Source organism: Vicinamibacterales bacterium (assembly GCA_041659285.1).
In the GTDB taxonomy this organism is placed as follows: Bacteria; Acidobacteriota; Vicinamibacteria; order Vicinamibacterales; family UBA2999; genus 12-FULL-67-14b.
The window spans coordinates 79,221-97,506 of sequence record JBAZYO010000006.1; the positions used below are offsets into that span (position 1 = coordinate 79,221).

Annotated in this window: 12 protein-coding genes; 5 read left to right on the forward strand and 7 right to left on the reverse strand. The window is 68.4% G+C overall.

Features of this window, described 5'->3' with window-relative positions:
- Positions 1 to 32: 32 nt before the first annotated feature.
- The 3 genes from groL to WC815_11245 all read right to left on the reverse strand — a co-directional run bounded on the left by groL (position 33) and on the right by WC815_11245 (position 3,500).
- Positions 33 to 1,649, reverse strand: a complete 1,617-nt coding sequence (gene groL / locus WC815_11235; GenBank protein ID MFA5909343.1) for a chaperonin GroEL — start codon at positions 1,647 to 1,649, stop codon at positions 33 to 35.
- A gap of 73 nt (positions 1,650 to 1,722) precedes the next feature.
- Positions 1,723 to 2,790 (reverse strand): hypothetical protein, encoded by a 1,068-nt coding sequence (locus WC815_11240; protein ID MFA5909344.1) that lies wholly within the window; start codon positions 2,788 to 2,790, stop codon positions 1,723 to 1,725.
- Positions 2,787 to 3,500, reverse strand: a complete 714-nt coding sequence (locus WC815_11245; protein ID MFA5909345.1) for a phosphoribosyltransferase family protein — start codon at positions 3,498 to 3,500, stop codon at positions 2,787 to 2,789. The genes WC815_11240 and WC815_11245 overlap by 4 nt, the downstream gene beginning before the upstream one ends.
- Before the next feature lie 118 nt (positions 3,501 to 3,618).
- Between WC815_11245 and WC815_11250 the strand changes: the two genes are divergently transcribed.
- Positions 3,619 to 4,560, forward strand: coding sequence for a ribose-phosphate pyrophosphokinase (locus WC815_11250; protein ID MFA5909346.1), 942 nt, complete (start codon positions 3,619 to 3,621; stop codon positions 4,558 to 4,560).
- A gap of 39 nt (positions 4,561 to 4,599) precedes the next feature.
- Here the strand turns inward: WC815_11250 and WC815_11255 are convergent, their stop codons facing one another.
- Complete coding sequence (locus WC815_11255) at positions 4,600 to 7,068, reverse strand: HAD-IC family P-type ATPase (GenBank protein MFA5909347.1); 2,469 nt, start codon at positions 7,066 to 7,068, stop codon at positions 4,600 to 4,602.
- Positions 7,069 to 7,138: 70 nt separating this feature from the next.
- Positions 7,139 to 7,945 (reverse strand): hypothetical protein, encoded by an 807-nt coding sequence (locus WC815_11260; protein MFA5909348.1) that lies wholly within the window; start codon positions 7,943 to 7,945, stop codon positions 7,139 to 7,141.
- A gap of 39 nt (positions 7,946 to 7,984) precedes the next feature.
- On the opposite strand from WC815_11260, the gene WC815_11265 reads away from it, so the two are divergent.
- Complete coding sequence (locus WC815_11265; protein MFA5909349.1) at positions 7,985 to 8,968, forward strand: acetamidase/formamidase family protein; 984 nt, start codon at positions 7,985 to 7,987, stop codon at positions 8,966 to 8,968.
- Positions 8,969 to 9,067: 99 nt separating this feature from the next.
- Complete coding sequence (locus WC815_11270; GenBank protein ID MFA5909350.1) at positions 9,068 to 11,542, forward strand: helicase-related protein; 2,475 nt, start codon at positions 9,068 to 9,070, stop codon at positions 11,540 to 11,542.
- A gap of 22 nt (positions 11,543 to 11,564) precedes the next feature.
- Here the strand turns inward: WC815_11270 and WC815_11275 are convergent, their stop codons facing one another.
- Positions 11,565 to 12,386, reverse strand: coding sequence for an SPFH domain-containing protein (locus tag WC815_11275; protein MFA5909351.1), 822 nt, complete (start codon positions 12,384 to 12,386; stop codon positions 11,565 to 11,567).
- Positions 12,387 to 12,520: 134 nt separating this feature from the next.
- On the opposite strand from WC815_11275, the gene WC815_11280 reads away from it, so the two are divergent.
- Together WC815_11280 and WC815_11285 are read left to right on the forward strand one after the other, a co-directional pair.
- On the forward strand, positions 12,521 to 14,686 hold the full coding sequence (locus tag WC815_11280; protein MFA5909352.1) for a M20/M25/M40 family metallo-hydrolase: 2,166 nt from the start codon (positions 12,521 to 12,523) through the stop codon (positions 14,684 to 14,686).
- 21 nt (positions 14,687 to 14,707) lie between these two features.
- Positions 14,708 to 15,694, forward strand: a complete 987-nt coding sequence (locus WC815_11285) for an aldo/keto reductase (GenBank protein MFA5909353.1) — start codon at positions 14,708 to 14,710, stop codon at positions 15,692 to 15,694.
- Positions 15,695 to 15,697: 3 nt separating this feature from the next.
- Here WC815_11285 and WC815_11290 read toward each other — a convergent pair whose 3' ends face one another.
- Complete coding sequence (locus tag WC815_11290; protein ID MFA5909354.1) at positions 15,698 to 18,286, reverse strand: ABC transporter permease; 2,589 nt, start codon at positions 18,284 to 18,286, stop codon at positions 15,698 to 15,700.

Sequence of the window (18,286 nt, forward strand, 5' to 3'; positions counted from 1 at the left end):
CCATGTCCGAGGGTTTTTCAACCCCTCGGTTCTCATCCGGCGTCGAGCGCCGGCGGCTCCGGCCTTGGCTCGGGCACCTCGGTCATCGTCGCCTCGGTCAGAAGCAGCACGCCGGCGGCGGACGCGGCATTCTCGAGTGCCAGCCGCACGACCTTCGTGGGATCGATGATGCCGGCCTCCACCAGGTCCACGTACTTGCCGGTCGCCGCGTCGAAGCCGAAGTTGCCGCTTCCCCCGCGCATCTTCTCCACCACCACGCCGTCATCGGCGCCGGAGTTGTCGGCAATCTGGCGGGCCGGCGTCTCCAGGGCCCGGCGCAGGATCAACACGCCGGCGCGCTCGTCGCCATCCACCTTAGCGGCTTCGGCTTCAACCGCGGCGATGGTCCGCAGCAGGGCGAGACCGGCGCCCGGCACGACGCCTTCCGCAATGGCCGCCCGCGTCGCGTGGATCGCATCGTCGAAGGCCTCGTGCCGGCTCTTCATCTCCGCTTCGGCCGGCGCACCGACGCGAATCACCGCGACGCCGCCTGACAGCTTGGCCAGCCGTTCTTCGAGTTTCTCCCGGTCGTAGTCCGACGTCGTGTCGGCAATCTGCCGCCGCAATTCCTGGCAGCGGCCGTCGATCGCGCGCTTGTCGCCCTTGCCGCCGACGATGGTCGTGTGATCGCGATCGACCACGACGCGCGTCGCGCGGCCCAGGTGTTCCAGCGTCACGTTCTCGAGCTTGATCCCCAGCTCCTCCGCGATCAGCTGGCCGCCGGTGACGATCGCAATGTCCTGCAGCATGGCCTTTCGCCGATCGCCAAAGCCTGGCGCCTTCACGGCAACATTCGCCAGCACGCCGCGCAGGCGGTTGACGACGAGCGTGGCCAGCGCTTCGCCTTCCACGTCTTCGGCAATCACCAGGAGGGCCGCCCCTTGCTTGGCGATCGGCTCCAGGATGGGCACGAAGTCTTTGATGTTGCTGATCTTGCCTTCGTACAGCAGGATCCGCGCGTCCTCGAGCACCACCTCCATCTTCTCGGGGTCGGTCACGAAATAGGGCGACAGGAATCCGCGATCGAACTGCAGGCCTTCCACGACTTCCATGGCCGTTTCGGTGCCTTTCGCTTCCTCGACGGTGACCGCCCCTTCGGCGCCGACCTTCTCGATGGCGCGGGCCACCAGCTCGCCGATCGCGGCGTCGTTATGCGCCGACACCGTCGCCACTTGCTCCTTCTCGCGCAGGCTGACAACGGGCCTTGACTGGGCACGCAGGGCGTCGATGGCGACGCGAACGCCGCGGTCCAGCCCTCGCTTGAGATCGATCGCGCTGGCGCCGGCGGCTATGTTCCGCATGCCATCCGCGACGATGGTGTGCGCGAGGATGGTCGATGTCGTGGTGCCATCCCCCACCGCATCGCCGGTGCGCTCCGCGGCGCCGCGCAAGATCTGCGCGCCGAGATTCTCGACGGGATCCTTCAGGCTGAACTCCTTGGCGATGGTGACGCCGTCGTTGCACACAATCGGCTGGCCCCACTTCTTCTCGATGAGCACGCAACGCGATTTCGGGCCCAGCGTGACGCGCACGGCGTCGGCAATGGCGGCGGCGCCGCGAAGCACCTTCTCGCGGGCTTCCGAGCGGAAGAGCAACTGCTTGTGAGGCATGGAACCAACCCTCCCCGGTGACGCTTCGATTACGCGCTAAAGCAAGTTGAAGGCCAGTGGCCAGCGTCCGGCCTCATTCTCGGTCCGCAGCAGGGGGCGGACCGCCCTCAACCCTGGTTCGCAAGATTCGGAGCAACTCCGGCCCGCCGTCCACGATCCGGCTCTGCACGATCGCCCGCGCGATGCCGCCGAAGAACCTGTTCAGCATGTCGAGTTGTGTGCGGTGGACGTACGTGAGATAGAGCGAGCCGCTGGCGGGGTCGCGGACCAGGGCGGTCAGCGTGAGCGTGCCGTTCATGTAGCGCGTCGAGTACAGATTCTTGCCGGCCACCAGCACTTCCGGCCCCTCACCACCGGGCGTTTGGCGCGTGATGCCCACGTGGATCAGGCTGACGACGGGCTTGCCGGAGGCGTAGTACTCCTTCGACCAGTAGAAGAAGGATTCCACGTTCGCGCGGCTGACGTCGTTCGGGTTCTCCAGCCAGGCGAGCAGGCGCGGATCGGACCGGCCGATGTACGGCGAGTTGGTGACCAGCGCCGCGAACACGTCTGAGGGCTTGGGTGCGTCGCTCCTGGTGGCCGGAGCCGGCGCCGTCTCGAGGCCACCGGCACGGTAGGCATTCAGCCGCGCGAGCAGCATTCGCCGAAACGCCACGTGGATCGCGTCGTCACGGCCCTCGGCCACAACGGGGCGGAAGGCCTCGATCTCGTCCGCGGACAGCTTGACCTTGCAGTCGCCAGGCCGGCACTGGCGAATCGCGTCGAGGTCGCGCCGATCGAGGACGAGGCCGTCGAGGTCGTCCAGCTTCGGCGGGTCCGAGAAGCGACCGACCGCGGGGATGGCCGGGCCGCGCTTCAAGGCCTCAATCCGGCGTGTCCATTCCACGAACACGTCGGGCGACGCGTTGAGCCGCGTGGCCGTGAACACGGCCAGTTCTCCCTTCCTCGACGGTAGCGTCTTGACGACGCCGCCCCAGTCGAGTCCTCGGAGGTCGGCACTGGTGAGCGTGACCTCGGGCTCGAGCCACCGGAACGGGCCACCGGCGCCTGAGGCACTCGTGCTGGCAGCGCCGCCCCAACACACGACGCCAACGACCGCCGCCGCGACGGCAGCCTTCGCGAAGAGGCGATCGACAGTCATGCTCGGCCTTGGCCTCGCCCGCGGATGCCAGCCGGCCTTGCGCCCGTGCTGTGACCGGCTCCGCCCACCGCTGCCTGGTCCGCCGTGGCACGGGGCCGCTGCAACGCCGCCACCACCATGTCGTCGGTGACCTCGGAAAAGTCCTCGAAGAACCGGCCCACCGCGAGGAACGGTTCCGGCGCATGCAGGCAGATCACATCATCCGCTTCGGCGCGAAGCGCGTCGAGCGAAGACGGCGGCGCCACGCCCAGGGCGACCACGATCTTCTTCGGCCGGCGGGCCCGGATCGAGCGGATGGCCGCGAGCATGGATGAGCCGGTGGCCACGCCGTCGTCCACGATGATGACGACCCTCCCGGCGGGATCGAGCGGCGGCTGCGCCTTGGTATAGAGCTCCCGCCGCTTGCGGAGGATTTCCCGTTGAGTGCGGACTTCCTCGCGCACCTGGCTCGCGGAGGCACTTCCGAAATACTCGCCTTCCAGCACCGCGCCCGACTCATCCACGGCGCCAATCGCGAGTTCCGGCTGTGCGGGGGCCCTCAGCTTCCGCACCAGGACCACGTCCAGGTCGGCGCCGAGGGCGTCGGCAATGATGCGCGCCATCGGGACCGCCCCCCTCGGTATGCCGACGACGAGCGGGTGCTCGGCCCGGTAGGCGGCCAGTCGGTCAACCAGACGCACGGCGGCGTCCTCACGGTTCTGGAATTGCATGGCAGGCCTCCTGCGGCTGCGCCCGTAGTGAAAGCAAGGCTCCTGCCAGTGCAGAGTCCGCGCCTCGCCACCTTGGCGCGCGTCCTGCACTGACTAGCAAACGCGGAGCAGAATCCCCATGGATGAGCGGACCACCGTATTTGCAGGGCCGGCCAGCCAGCGCTTGGGAGGCGAGGTCTGCGAGATCCTGCTGACCACCCCGGCCGTCTACGAGTGCCAGCGCTTCCCGGACGGCGAAACCCAGATGGAGCTCGGGGGATCGGTGCGCGGTGACGACGTGTTCATCGTGCAATCCACCAGTCCGCCGGTCGAGCAGCATCTGATGGAGTTGCTGCTCCTCGCGGATGCCTGCCGCCGTGCCGGCGCACGCCGCCTGACCGCGATCATTCCCTACTTTGGCTACGCCCGGCAGGAACATCGCGCTGGGCGGCGATCGCTGGGCGCCCGCGTCGCGGCCGACCTTATCGGCACCGCACGCTTCGATCGGCTGATGCTCATCGACGCCCACACACCGTCCCTGGAAGGGTTCTTCGGCCTGCCCATCGACCACCTGACCGCCATTCCAATCCTCGCGCGCGCCGCGGCGCCATCGATTCGCGACAACACCGTGGTGGTGGCGCCCGACCTCGGCGCCGTGAAGCGGGCGCGTACCTACGGGCGCCTGCTACAGCTGCCGATCGCCTTCATCCATAAAACCCGGCTGGACGGTGACGAGGTCGAGACGCATGGTGTGATTGGCGAGGTGCGCAACCGGCGGCCGCTCATCGTCGACGACATGCTGAGCACCGGCGCCACGCTGAAGGCCGCGATCGACGCCCTCCGCGCGGCCGGCGCCTCGGACCCGATCACGGTCGCGGTCACCCACGCGCTCGTCGTGGGCCACGCGCGCGACCTGCTGCGGACCCTGCCCATCGAGCGGTTAATCGCGGGCGACACGGTGGCCATCGAACCGCCGGAGGTCCCGCACCTTGAGGTCTCCAGTGTGGCGCCCCTCATCGCCGACGCCATTCGACGCGACCATCGCGACGAATCGCTCGCCGACCTGCGGACGCCCGACTGACGCACGATTCATCGAGCCTCGCCAGCTGCGGACATTTGATCAGGCCGGCCGGCGGGACGGTTCGGACCGCCAGGCCAAGCGGGAGAGCGCCTCGGCCAAAGCCCACGCCAGCGCCGCCGCCCCGAACACGAGAGCCCAGAGTTCCACCGGGATGGTCGCGTTCCCGAGGAGGATGGCGGTGAACGGCAGGAACGACGCGCCCACCTGGATGGCGATGCCCGCCGCCACGGCCGCATGCAGGTAGAGGTTGGGCAGCGGGAAATTGCGCGTGTGCCTGGATGGATACGTCAGCAGCAACTGCCCGATGGCCATGAAATGAAACGCGGCCGCTCGCGTCAGGTCGAGGTCGTAACCGAGCCGCGGCACCACGCCGAGCACCAGGAGCGCGAGCAACGCCTTCATAGTGCCGGCGGTGACGATGAACCGCAGCGACGGACGGTCGAGGAGCGGTGACCGGGAGGGCCGGGGCCGGTCTCGCATGACGCCCGGCGTGCGATCGAACGCCAGCGCCAGCGCCGGAAGCCCGTCGGTCGTCAGGTTGATCCAGAGGATCTGCGCGGCGGTGAGCGGCAGCAGCAGGCCGCCGGCCGCGTCACGCAGCTCGAGCGAGAACGCCACCACCGCCCCGCCCGCCACCAGCAGCACTTCCGACAGGTTCGTGGTGAACAGGAAGCGGAGGAACTTCTGGATGTTCTCGTAGATGCCCCGGCCTTCTTCGACTGCGCCGACAATGGTGGCGAAGTTGTCGTCGAGGAGCACGAGGTCGGCGACTTCGCGCGTGACGTCGGAGCCGCGCTGCCCCATCGCCACACCGACGTCGGAGCGCTTGAGCGCCGGCGCGTCGTTGACGCCGTCGCCGGTCATGGCCACGACCTGGCCTTGCGCGCGCAGGGTCTCGACGATCCGCAGCTTCTGTTCGGCCCGAACCCGCGCGAAGACGTTGGTTTCGGCGAGCGCGTCCTGCAACGCGGCGTCCCCGAATTCCGCGAGGTCTTCTCCGGTCAGGACGCGCACGCCGGGAATGCCGATCTGTTGCGCGACCGCGAGCGCCGTGGCCGGGTGGTCGCCGGTGATCATGATCACGCGGATGCCGGCGGCTTGCGCGATGCGAATGGCGTCGGGCACTTCGGCCCGCGGCGGATCCCAGAACAACACCAGGCCGAGCAGCGCCAGTGATTCCTCGGTGGCGCCGTCGGCCCAGGCCACCGCCAGCACGCGATAGCCCTCGCGCGCATACGCGTCGGCTTTCTCGCCCCACGACTCGCGATCCGCGGCCGACAGCACGCAGCGGCCGAGGATCACTTCGGGCGCGCCCTTCAGGAAGCTCACCGGCCGCCCATCTTCCTGCACGGTGACGCGGGCATACTTCCACGCGCTGTCGAACGGCCGTTCGTCCACCTTCGGATGCTCGCGCCTGGTGCGGACCACGTCCACGCCGTGCAGCGTCGCGTAGCGCAAGAGTCCGAGGTCGAGCGGATCACCAGCGCCGGTGGCCAGGTCCGCGTCGTTGGCGAGCACCACCGCCGTCAGCGCCCGGGCCGGGTCGGGCGCGTCGAGCGACCGCACGTCCATGCGGCCCTCGGTCAGCGTGCCGGTCTTGTCGGTGGCGATGACGGTGACCGAGCCGAGCGCCTCGACCGCCGCCAGCCGGCGCACCACGGCGCGATGCCGGGCCATGCGTTCCACGCCGAGGGCCAGCGCCACCGTGAGCACCGCCGGCAGGCCCTCCGGCACCGCGGCCACGGCCAGCGCCACGGCGAAGATGATCAATTCCGATGCGCGCCCGGGTCCTTCCGCCATCACGCCGGCCACGCCCAGCACTGCGGCCAGCGTCAGCACCCAGCGCGCGATCTGGCCGCCGAGCGCGTTGACGCGCACTTCCAGCGGCGTCTTCGACACCTTGATGCCGGCGAGCATGGACGCGAGCCGGCCCATCGCGCTGGCCGCACCGGTCCGCGACACGTCGAGAAACGCCTTGCCGCGCACGAACAGCGTGCCACTGAAGGCCTCGTCCCGATCCGACTTGTCCACGGGCGCCGACTCACCGGTGAGGACGGATTCGTCGAGCATCACGCCGTGGGCATCCGCGAGCACGCCGTCAGCTGGCACGCGATCACCGGCATCGAGGCGCACTCGGTCGCCGGGGACCAGCGCCTCCGTTGGCAGGCGGACCAGGCGGTCGTCGCGGAGCACCCACGCGTGCGCGCCGGCGAGTGCCTTCAGATGCGACAGCGCCGCTTCGGACCGCTGTTCCTGGTAAAGGCCCAGGGCGGCGTTCAGGACGAGGATGAGGCCGATGGCGATGGCCTCAGCCGGCCAGCCACCGCGGCCCTCGTACAACCACACGCCCAGGTCGAAGGTCAGGGCGAACAGCAGGATGAAGATGAGCGGGCTGGCGAACTGCCTGAGGAAGCGGCGCCATAGGGGATCGGGAACGCGTCCGGGCAGGGCGTTGGGCCCGGCGCGGGCGCGTCGCTCCGTGGCGTCGGCGGTGGACAGTCCGGTCACAGGTGCCCTCGCCATCATCTTAGGCACGCTTCGGCACCGCGCGGACATTCTGCGTAAGGGGGTGGTGTATTTACAGCAGCTTCTTCGTCAGCCGCGCGCGTTCGGCCACGGCGTTGTCGTACGCGGCCTGGGCGGTGGCTTGCTCCGTCAGCACGCCCTTCTCCGTTTTCGACGCCTCAGCCAGTTCGCGCTCAATCCGTTGACGCGTCCGCTCGGCGCGTTCGACGGCGCGGCGGGCGCGGTCGAGCGTGGCCTCGGCCTCGCGCTCGGTCGCTTCGGCAAACCGCAACCGCTCCCGTGTCATGTCGAGCTCACGCCGGGCCGCCTCGTTGGCCCGTTTCTCGGTTTCAGTCGGACGCGGCCTGGAGGCGTCGGTCTTCGGCTCCAGCTTTGTCGGCTGAGGCCTGGGCTTCGCCGCAATCGTGAAGCCCTCGAGCGCCTCGAATCCGGTCCGCTTCAGCGGCCTGGTCATTCGTCCCGGCGGATCGTTGCTAGGCAGGATGTCGAGCGTCTCGCGAACTGCGTCGATCACGGCAGCCGTGGCCTTGCCGCCGTCGGCTTCGAGAATCTCGCGCGCGGTCTGCGTGGCGCGCTTCACGGCCGCGCGATGGTTGGCCTCGGCGCCGCGCACATCCGGCGACTGGCCGGCCAGCTGCTCCCGATAGGCAGTGCGCAGTTGCTGTGACGCGTCGATCAGCTCGTCGTAGATCGGCCGCTCGCGCCAGAACAGCTGGTTGACCGCCCACGCGGCGAGGTTGGGTTTCTCGAGGCGCTTGATCTCGGGCGCCCTCGCGCCGGCATGCTTGGCGAGCGCGTTGCGGGCAGGCGTGAACTGGTCGAGCGGCAGCTGGTAAAGCTGATCGATCTGCGTGTCCACTTCCACTATCCTAGTATTTCATTTTCTTCCGGAGGCCAGATGAATCTCGCTCGTGCCGTCGCCGTTGTGGTGACCCTCGCGTCCGTCGCCCTCAGCGCGCAGACGCCCACCACCCACACCTTCATGCCCGAGCGGTTCTACAACACGTTCTCGTTTGCGCACCCACCCGCACTCCGGATCAAGCCGGGCGATCGCGTCGTGACCAAGACCATTGATGCCGGCGGCACCGACTGGAACGGCAAGCCGGTGGCGCCCGGCCCGAACCCGCAGACCGGTCCGTTCTTCATCGAAGGCGCCGAACCGGGCGACATGATCATTGTGTCGATCGAAAAGCTGGAGCTCAATCGCGCCACGGCCTACTCGGGAGGCGCGCTGGCGCCCTACGCCGTCGATCCGGCGGCGCTGCTCGCCCGCACCGAGCGCCAGGCGCCGCGCGCGAGCTGGCTTCTCGACAAGGCCAAGGGCACGGCACGGCTCGACGGCACCGACCTCGGCGGCATCGAACTCAAGCTCCGGCCGATGCTCGGCTGCATCGGCGTGGCGCCCGCGCGCAAGGAGGCGATCACCACCAGCTCGCCCGGCGCGTTCGGCGGCAACCTGGACTACGCCGGCCTCAACGCCGGCGTGAAGGTGATGCTGCCGGTGAACGAACCCGGCGCGCTGCTCTTCATCGGCGACGGCCACGCACTGCAAGGTGAGGGTGAGGTCGTCGGCACCGGCCTCGAAACGTCGATGGATGTCGAGTTCTCGGTGCAGCTCGTGAAGAAGGCCACCATTGCCTGGCCGCGGCTCGAGAACGACACGCACGTAATGGTGCTCGGCAGCGAGCGCTCGCTGATCGAAGCGCTGCAGCATGCCACCAGCGAGATGCACCGCTGGCTGATGGCCGACTACAAGCTGTCGGAGCGCGGCGCCTCTCTGCTGATGGGCCAGACCCTCGAATACGAAGTGGCCAACGTCGTCGATCCCCGGTTCACCGTGGTGGCGAAGATCCGCAAGTCGGTGCTGGCCGGGCTCCGTTGAGGTAACGTCGTAGTCCTGACGATTCACACCAACAAACCCAGCTGGACCACGGGGTCCTATCTCACCCACCGCTTCAATCCCGAACTGGGGATTGGACGAGTGACCGCCATCGAGGCGCGCGCGCTGGTCGTGGAGTTTCCACGCTCGGGCACCACGCTTCGGCTGGCCGCCGGCGCCGACGTGCTGGTCCCGGTCGATCTGAGCCCGGGACGCCCAGTCCGCATCACCGCTACCCAAAAAGAAACGACGATCACGGCCCGCCTGCCTGACGGCACCCTGCAGCTGGCGAACGGGCGCAAGGAGCCGGCACACGCGCTGTGGCCGTTGGAACTCGAGGGCGCGCTCCTCGAGCGCCTCGCACTCGGCGAGATCGACGACGTCGAAGACTTCGTCACGCGGATGAACATCCTGCATCTCCTGGCCATTCGCGAAGCCGACGGCCTCGGATCGTTCCTTGGCGGGCGCGTCCGGCTGTTCCCGCATCAGCTCCACGTGGCGGAGCGGGCCACCGCGACCGATCCCGTGCGCTGGCTGCTCGCCGACGAGGTCGGCCTCGGCAAGACCATCGAGGCCTCGCTCATCCTCAACAAGCTCGTCCACGCCGGCAAGGTCACGCGCTGCCTCGTGGTGGCACCGGAGACCTTGACCGTCCAGTGGCTCGGCGAACTGTGGCGCAAGTATCACCAGGTGTTCACCCTGCTCGACTCGGAGCGCCTCGGCGACGTGGCCCACGACTTTGGTGACGGCTTCAACCCCTTCGAACTCCACCGCCGGTCGGTGATCTCGCTCGAGATGCTGATCGCCCGCCCGCACCTGACCGCGCAGGCGGTCCAGGCGGGCATCGACCTGCTCGTGGTGGACGAAGCGCAGCACCTCCGGCGTCCGCCCGGGCACCCAGGCGAAGCGGGCTGGCGTGCCGTCGCGCCCATCGCCGGCCTGGGCCGTCACGTGCTGCTGCTGAGCGCCACGCCACTTGAAGACGACGCGCACGGGTTCTTTCGGCTGCTCCAGCTGCTGCGTCCGGAAGAGTTTCCGGAGGACACGAGCTTCGAGGCACGTCTCGCTCAAGGCACGCCACTGCCCGCCTGCACCAGCTCAACCCGCCGAGCCGACATTGGCGGCCTGCCGCCGCGAGTGGGGATCCCGATCGGGCTCACCGACCCCAAGAGCGCGACGTTGCGGGACGCCGTTGAGAAAACGGTGCGGAGCACGGTCGCACCCAATGCCGTCGCCGAACGCGCCAAGGTCGATCGCGTCCGCCGCGCGCTCGCGTCCGGCGCCGCACTCAGCGCCGTGTTGGGCCCGGACGAAGCCACGCTGCGAAAAGAAGCCGAGGCCATGGACGCCAAGGATGCCCGCGTCGCGTGGCTGGTCTCGCAGGCGCCACTCTGGCGCAAGGCCGGCGAGAAGACGCTGGTCTTCGTTGCCCATCGCGAGACGCTCGAGATGCTGCGCACCGCCTTGAGCCAGCGCGCGCAACTGGCGACCGGCGTCTTTCACGAGGAACTCTCGTCGGCGCGCCGTGACACCGAGGTCGCGCGGTTTCGCGAGTTGGACGGCCCCAGCCTGCTGGTGTCCACCGAGTGCGGCGGTGAAGGCCGCAACTTCGAGTTCTGCCGCCGCCTCGTGCTGTTCGACCTGCCATGGAAGCCGTCGGTGGTGGAACAGCGCATCGGCCGGCTCGACCGGATCGGCCGCCGCATCCCGGTGGAGGTCGTCTACTTTCGACCGCCCGGCGGCATTGGCCGCGATGTGGTGAGGCTCTTCGAAGCGCTGGGGTTGTTTCGCGAGCCGCTCGCCGGCCTCGAACCGCAACTCGCCCACGTCGAAGGCGCGCTCGAAGAGATCGCGCTCGATCCGGACGCGTCGCTTTCAGACCAACGCTTCGAGGCGCTCGTCGCCGAAGCGCAGGCGGCCCGGACGCGCATCCGCGAAGCGGCCTACCAGCAGCTCCATCGCGATCCGTATCGCGCCGGGATGGGCGCCGGCATCCTGGCGCGGGTCCCCAAGGAACTCGACGCGCTGAATGAGGAGGTGGTCATCACCGCCTCCATCGGCCTGGGGTTCACCATCGCACATCCGCCAGGCCACCGGGTGTTCTCGATCGAACTCGGCAGCGGCTCCCGCGTGGACGGCTTGCCGGGCGTTCCGGCGGGCGCGAGCTACGTCGGCACGTTCGACCGGGAGGAAGCCGTCGCCAACGAGTTCATCGACTTCTACGCCTCCGGCCATCCGCTCGTCGAGGGCATCTTCGCCCACTACGAGGAAGGCCCGCTCGGCCGCGTCGTGCGGTTCGAGATGGCAATCGGTGGAGACCTCGGCGAGGGGCTCGTGGCCATCTACAAGGACGGCCCGGCCTTCGAGGTGGTCGCGCTCGACGCCGACGGCGACACGCGCCTGGACTGGGCGGCGGCGATCTGTCAGCGGCCGATCCTGGCGCGCGCGGTGCTCGGCAAGAAGGCCGAGGACCACGACTGGCGAGGCATGATTCGCCGCCTGGGCGCGCAACTCGACGCCACCCGTCGTCTGCACGCAGTCGCCGCCATCGTGGTGCGGCCTGCCCCCACCCGTTGATCGACGGGCAACGGCAGGCGCGCTATTTCATGTTGATCAGCGGGACGGCATTGCCCCCGTAGAGAAACGTGCAGCCGCCTTTTGAGCACACCTCGCGCTGCATCTGGATGGCTTGGAGGGCCACGTACTGCTCGGAGTTCAATCCCATCTTCTGGTTGTACGCCTGGTCGGCGGCCGCCCGGCTCTCCTCCGCCATCTTCCGCTGATCCTCGGCAAGCTTCTTCTGCTTTTCCGTATTGATCCGTTGCTCCTGCGCGGCCGTCTCGACGCGCTGGTGCAGGATCGCATCGGGAGGGTTGGCGCGACCCAACGACATGTCCAGCACCCGCACCGGCACGCCTGTGTCCTTGATGATGGTTAGCAGGTGTTCCGTGACCACTTTGTCGACCGCTTCAGCGGCCGTGGCTTGAATGGCCATCTCATTCATCCCGTGTGCCTTCACGGCATCACGGACTGCCGTCCGGTACGGTTGATCGAGATTTCGCACCCAGAACCCGGGCTTGTCGCCGACGATGTCCTGCCCGAAGTCGCGCACCAACTTCACGCTGTCGGTGACTTGAAGGGTCAGCACGGAATGAAAATCGATCGGCACGCCGTCGGTCGTCATCAGGTCACTGAATTCAACGTCGATCCGCAACGGCTGCATGTTGACGTCGATACCAGTGGTCGTGAACGCCACATACTTGAGGCCGGTCTTCACGGGTGTCTCGTCCACGCCGCCACTGCCAAAGAACAGGGGCTTGCGCACGAGCACCGCTTCGTGGCCGGCATCGGGCTGTACTGTTCTGCAGCCGACGGCCAACCCCACGAGGAAGAGTACGGGCAATACAATCAGTTTTTTCATCGCATTTTCCTGGCTGGGTCACGGCGTTGTCCAGTTCAGTGTTGATCAGGAAGCGCCCGCCGGGTTGAGGTAATACAGCCGCGTTGCGCAAGGATGTGACCGCAAGATGCGCGACTCGGATACGATGTCCGACCATGAGCAGCCCCCTCCACGTGCGGCGCGCCGTCGTCGCGCTCGTTCTTGTTGCCGGTCTCCACTCGCCCAGGTCTTCGTCGCTGAGCGCCCAAAGCGCCGACCGCAATCTCGACGCCATCGCCTCGTGGGTGGCCGTGGACGCGGCCACAGGCTACGAGGGGCGCGTTGCCCCGGCGCTCGCCTCGGCACTTGGCAACTGGACCGCCGACCCGTGGGGCAACGTGGTCGCCACGGTCGGCTCGGGCTCACCGCATCACATCGTCGCGTGCGCGCTCGATCGCCCCAGCTACGCCGTCTCGCAGATCACAGACGAGGGCTACTTGCGGCTCCATCGCATTGGCCGCGGGTCGCGACATCCACTGTGGGATCAGCAGTTCGAGGCGCAGCAGGTGCGGGTGTTGACCGCCACGGGCCCGGTTGCGGGGGTCGTGGGCCGGTCCAATGGCCACTTTGCGCAACAACATCGCCGCGAAACCGCGCTTGTGACCGCTGATGACTTGTGGCTCGACGTCGGCGCGGAGTCGCGCGCGGACGTCGAGAAGCTCGGGATCGCACTGCTCGATCCGGTTGGACGCCACCTGCCGCCGTGGCCCATGGCCGGCGGCGTCGCCGGCCCCGACGCCGGTCGCCGCACCGGATGCGCCGCGGTCGTCACCCTGGCCGCGGCGACGCGCGCGGGCAAGGCGCCTGGCCGCACGACCTTTGTCCTGAGTGCGCAAGAAGCAACTGGATGGGTGGGCCTGTCGTCGCTCGTCGCCCGCGCGGACCGCGTCGATCAGGTGACGATCCTGGCGCCGGGCGAGGAGGCGCGGGCAGAGACCGACCGGGCTGCGGATTCGCTCTCTAACTTCGGCAACGTCTTGGCGGCGGCCGGGTTGAAGACGGTGAAGTGGCTGGCGCCCAAGGTGGAGCAAGCGGGCTCACACATGGAGGTCGTGCGTGAGAGCGAGGCGCAGTGGCTGCTCGAGGCTGCAGCGAAGGCTGCCGGCGTGGCCATGGCCCCGAACCCCGCCTGGATCGCGGCACCGGCGCGGACGCCGCTGCGAACCAACCACGTTGACGCCACGCTTGCGGAGCCGGCCGCCACGCTCACCGATCTCGTCGAGCGCCCCGCCGTGTCAGGACACGAATGGTCCGTGCGCCGGGCGGTGCTGGCGGCGCTGCCGGCCTGGGCGCGCGAGCGCGCGGTCGTGGACGATATCGGCAACATCATGGTGGAGGCCGGGCCCCAGGGCAACGCGACGGTCTTCATGGCGCACATGGACGAGGTCGGGTATGTGATCGAGTCGATCGCCCGCGACGGCACCGTGGCACTGACCGCGCAAGGCGGCGCGGTGGCGTCGGCCTGGGAGGGCCAGACGGCGCTGGTTCATTTTGATCCGCAGGGCGCGCCCAGCACCGTCACGGGATCGGGCAACGACATCGACCCACGATGGAAGGCGCAGTCGCTCGTCGCCACCGCTCCCCCGCCGCTGCGCGGCGTGTTTCGGATTCGAGCGGCCGCTGATCGGAAAGACCCTGGTGCGTTGCAGGCGTGGTTCGGTCTGGATGCGGACGGCCTGGCCGCACGTGGCGTCAAGGTCGGCATGCAGGTCACCAGCCACAAGGAAGGACTGCGCATGGGGCGCACGCGTTACGTGTCGAGGGCGCTTGACGACCGCGCCGGGACCACGGCGCTCGTGCGTGCCATCAACAAGATCGATCCCAGCCGGCTGCCCGGCCGGGTGATCTTCACGTGGTCGGTGCACGAAGAAGGCGGCCTGCGCGGGGCGAACGCCATGGCGCGCCGCTTCGGCCGCACCACCACCCGGATCTACTCACTCGACACGTTCGTGTCGTCAGACACGCCGCTCGAATCGCCGCATTTCGCCTACGCCCCGCTGGGCAAAGGCCCCGTGCTGCGCGCGATCGAGAACTCGAGCGTGTCGCCGGACCGCGAGCGGGCGCGCGTGATTCGCGCGGCGCAGGCCGCCGGTATTCCGCTGCAGATCGGTCTCACCCAGGGCGGCACCGACGGCTCGAGCTTCACCTATTGGGGCGCGCCGAACCAGGGCCTGTCGTGGCCGGGCCGCTACAGTCACTCGCCAGGCGAGGTGCTCGACCTGCGGGACCTCGACATGCTGGCCAGGCTGGTCGCGGCGGTTGCTTCCGCCGGCGATCGGTGAGGCGGTGACATAATCCAAAGCATGCAACAACGTCACCTGGGCCGTGGTGGCCTCACCGTATCCGCCCTCGGCCTCGGCTGCATGGGCATGTCGGAGTTCTACGCGGGCCGGGACGATGCGGAGTCGATGGCGACCATCCATCGCGCCATCGACCTCGGGATCAACTTCTTCGACACTGCCGACATGTACGGCCCGTTCGAGAACGAGCGCCTGCTCGGCCGCGCCATCCACGATCGGCGCGACCAGGTCGTGCTGGCGACCAAGTTCGGCAACATGCGCGCCGAGGACGGGGCGTTTCTCGGCGTGAACGGAGCACCCGCATACGTGCAGCAGGCGTGCGATGCGTCGCTGAAGCGGCTGGGCGTAGACACCATCGACCTGTACTACCAGCATCGCGTGGATCCCAAGGTGCCGATCGAAGACACCATTGGCGCCATGGCCGCCCTGGTCACCCAGGGCAAGGTGCGGTACCTGGGCATGTCGGAAGCGGGTCCGGCCACCATCCGTCGCGCGAACGCGGTGCATCCGATCTCGGCGCTGCAGACGGAATACTCGCTCTGGACGCGCGACCCCGAGGAGGCGATTCTGCCGACCTGCCGTGAGCTGGGCATCGGCTTCGTCGCCTACAGCCCGCTGGGCCGCGGCTTCCTCACCGGGAGGTTTCAGTCCCCGGCCGACTTGCCCGCCGACGACTGGCGCCACAACAACCCGCGCTTCCAGGGAGAGAACTTCACGCGCAACCTCGAACTGGTCGCGCACGTGACGGCACTCGCCGCGCGCAAGGGCTGCACGCCCGCCCAGCTCGCCCTCGCGTGGGTGTTGCGGCAGGGCGATGACGTCACCGCCATTCCGGGATCGAAGCGGCGGGAACGCCTCGAGGAAAACGCGGCCGCGGCTGCCATCGTGATCAGCGACGAGGAACTGCGGGAGATCGACGCGCTGTTTCCGCCGGGAGTGGCGGCGGGCACGCGGTATACGGAAGCCGGGATGAAGATGTTGAACGGCTAGGACTCAACTGTGCCGGAGCGCGACGAGCGGATCCATCTTCGCCGCTCGTCGTGCCGGTAACCAGGCGGCCACGAACGCCGTTGCTCCCATCAGCGCCGCGATCAAGAGCAACGCGACGGGATCGACGCTCGGCCTGAATAGCAGGTTGGCCGGCGTCGGCCCCACCCCAGCCCGGATGGCCTGGATCCCGATCACCGACAAAGCCAGGCCAACCGCGGTCCCGATGCCTACCAGAATGGCGACGTCCCGGGCGACGACCCAGACCACTTGCTGTTTGCGCGCGCCGAGCGCCATGCGGATGCCGACCTCGCGCGAACGTCGCGACACCGAGAACGCGACAATCGCGTAGAGCCCGACGCTCGCCAGGCTCAATCCCAGCGCTCCGAGTCCACCCATGAACGTGGTGGCGACCCTGAGTCCGTACAAAGAGTCCTGCAGACGCTGCTCCATGGTCGCGGCGGCGATCACCGGCAGGGCCGGGTCAATCGCGCGGAGTTCCCGCTGCATGGCACTGAGCAGGCCGGGCGCACCCAGCGATGTCCGCGCCAGCACCGTCGTCGGAGGCTGATCCGACTGCGAAAAGGCAACGTAGAAGAGCGGCTGCGGCAAGGGCTCGTCGAGGTCGGCGGTTCCGGTGTCTCGTGCCACACCCACGACCTCGAGCCACGAGTTCGCGTCGTTCTCGTACCGGAAGCGGCGTCCCACCGCGTAGACCGTCCCGAAATGGCGCCGGGCCATGGTCTCGTTGATCACCGCGACCCTGGGCGTCTGCCTCCTGTCGGTCTGGTCGAAGCCGCGGCCGTGGAGAATCGGGATGCGAAGCGTTTCGAAGTACCCGGGCCCGGCCCAGATCGACGACAGGTTAACGATCGGACCGGCGGCGGCGTCGGCTCCGTCGACGACCAGCGTGAAGCCGGTCGTGCCCATCGGCAGCCCTCGACTCAGCACCGCCGACTCCACGCCGGGGACGGCAGCGACCCGTCGTCGAAGATCCTCGTAGACCGCCGTGGCTTGCGCCGGCGTGTAGCCGGCATAGCGTGCGTCGGTCTGGAGGTAAGCGACGCCGTCGATGGCATAGCCAAGGTCCTGCGTCCTCATCTCGATCAGCATCCGCACGAAGAGGCCGGTGCCAGCCAGGAGCACGAACGACACGACCACCTGGAACACGATGAGCGCGTTCTTCAGGCTGAGCCAGCGATGATCCGGCGAGACGCCGTCGCCCTCCTCTTTCAGGCTGGGCAGCACGTCGGGCCTCGTGGCCCTGAGTGCCGGCGCCAGGCCGAACGCCAATCCACTCGCCAGCGAGGCCGCGAGCGCGAAGGCGAACACACGGTAGTCGAGCGTCAGGTCAACGATGATCGGCAGGTTGATCGCACCCAATGCGTTAACCGCCCACCACGCCAGGAGGCAGCCCGCAACGCCGCCGGCGAGGGCGACCAGGAGACTCTCGGCCATGAGGTGGCGAACAATCTGGCCACGGGTCGCGCCCAGCGCGAGCCGCACCGACACTTCCTTCGCGCGCGACGCCCCTCGCACGAGCAACAAGGTGGCGAGGTTGCTGCACGCGATCGCCAGCACCAGCGCCACCACGATGAGCAGCACGGAGCCTCCCGCCGCCAGCACCGGATCCGCCTGGGGGTGGACGCGAACGTCGGCGGCCGCGAACACGCTGATGCCGCGGCCGGGGTCCTCGGCCGGGTACTCCGCCGCCAGTCGCTTGCCCAATCCGTCCATGGCGGCTCTGGCCTGTGCCACCGTCACGCCGTCGCGCAGCCGCGCCTTCACCAGGAAGCCCATTTCGTCGGGCCGCCGCTGAAGGATGCGCGGCGGACCTCCCAGCGTTGCGATCGACGAGATGGGCAGCCAGAAGTCGGTGACGATGCCGGCGTTGAAGGAGTTGTTGTGGCCCTCGGGAGCGACCCCGATGATGATGACCGGTGCGCCGTTGACGCGAATGGTGCGGCCAATGACCGATGGACTCGCGCCGAACCGCGTCCTCCACGTCTGGTGACCGAGCACGGCCACAATCTCCGCGCCGGGCGTCTCTTCGGAGGCGTCGAACCAGCGGCCCAGCGACGGGCGCAGGCCGATGACCGACAAGTAGGTGGAGGTCGTGAACGCACCGAGCGCCGTGCGCACGCCACCGTCGGCCTTGTAGTCCACGCCGGTTGGGAACGACGCCGCGGCGGTGCCGGCGAAGACGTCCGTGTACGCGGCCATGTCCAGATAAGCCGGGTACGAGTTGGCCTCCGGACGCCCTTCCTCACCGACGTTCTGATAGATGTTCACCAGCCCGTCGGCCTGGACCCCTGGCTGCGTGCGAAAGAGCACGGTGTTCACGAGGCTGAAGATGGCGGTGTTGGCACCGACGCCAAGGCCCAGGATCAGGACGGCCGACGCCGTGAACCTCCAGTCGTGAATGAGGCGCCGCACGGCGTACCTGAGATCGCGTGACAGCTGGTCGATGATACGGAGGAGACGGCAAGGCGGGCTCGAAGGTTCCGCGCCTGGCCGGGCGGCAGGGCCGCCATGACATCCTAACAATTCGCCATATTTGACGATCTGAGTCATATATATGCTACAATTCGTCAT

What these genes read in the sequence shown, in the direction of transcription:
- WC815_11280 (MFA5909352.1), top strand. Translation starts at nt 12,521, where the DNA reads ATGAGCAGCCCCCTCCACGTGCGGCGCGCCGTCGTCGCGCTCGTTCTT.
- groL (MFA5909343.1), bottom strand. Translation starts at nt 1,649, where the DNA reads ATGCCTCACAAGCAGTTGCTCTTCCGCTCGGAAGCCCGCGAGAAGGTG.
- WC815_11250 (MFA5909346.1), top strand. Translation starts at nt 3,619, where the DNA reads ATGGATGAGCGGACCACCGTATTTGCAGGGCCGGCCAGCCAGCGCTTG.
- WC815_11240 (MFA5909344.1), bottom strand. Translation starts at nt 2,790, where the DNA reads ATGACTGTCGATCGCCTCTTCGCGAAGGCTGCCGTCGCGGCGGCGGTC.
- WC815_11290 (MFA5909354.1), bottom strand. Translation starts at nt 18,286, where the DNA reads ATGACGAATTGTAGCATATATATGACTCAGATCGTCAAATATGGCGAA.
- WC815_11265 (MFA5909349.1), top strand. Translation starts at nt 7,985, where the DNA reads ATGAATCTCGCTCGTGCCGTCGCCGTTGTGGTGACCCTCGCGTCCGTC.
- WC815_11285 (MFA5909353.1), top strand. Translation starts at nt 14,708, where the DNA reads ATGCAACAACGTCACCTGGGCCGTGGTGGCCTCACCGTATCCGCCCTC.
- WC815_11245 (MFA5909345.1), bottom strand. Translation starts at nt 3,500, where the DNA reads ATGCAATTCCAGAACCGTGAGGACGCCGCCGTGCGTCTGGTTGACCGA.
- WC815_11275 (MFA5909351.1), bottom strand. Translation starts at nt 12,386, where the DNA reads ATGAAAAAACTGATTGTATTGCCCGTACTCTTCCTCGTGGGGTTGGCC.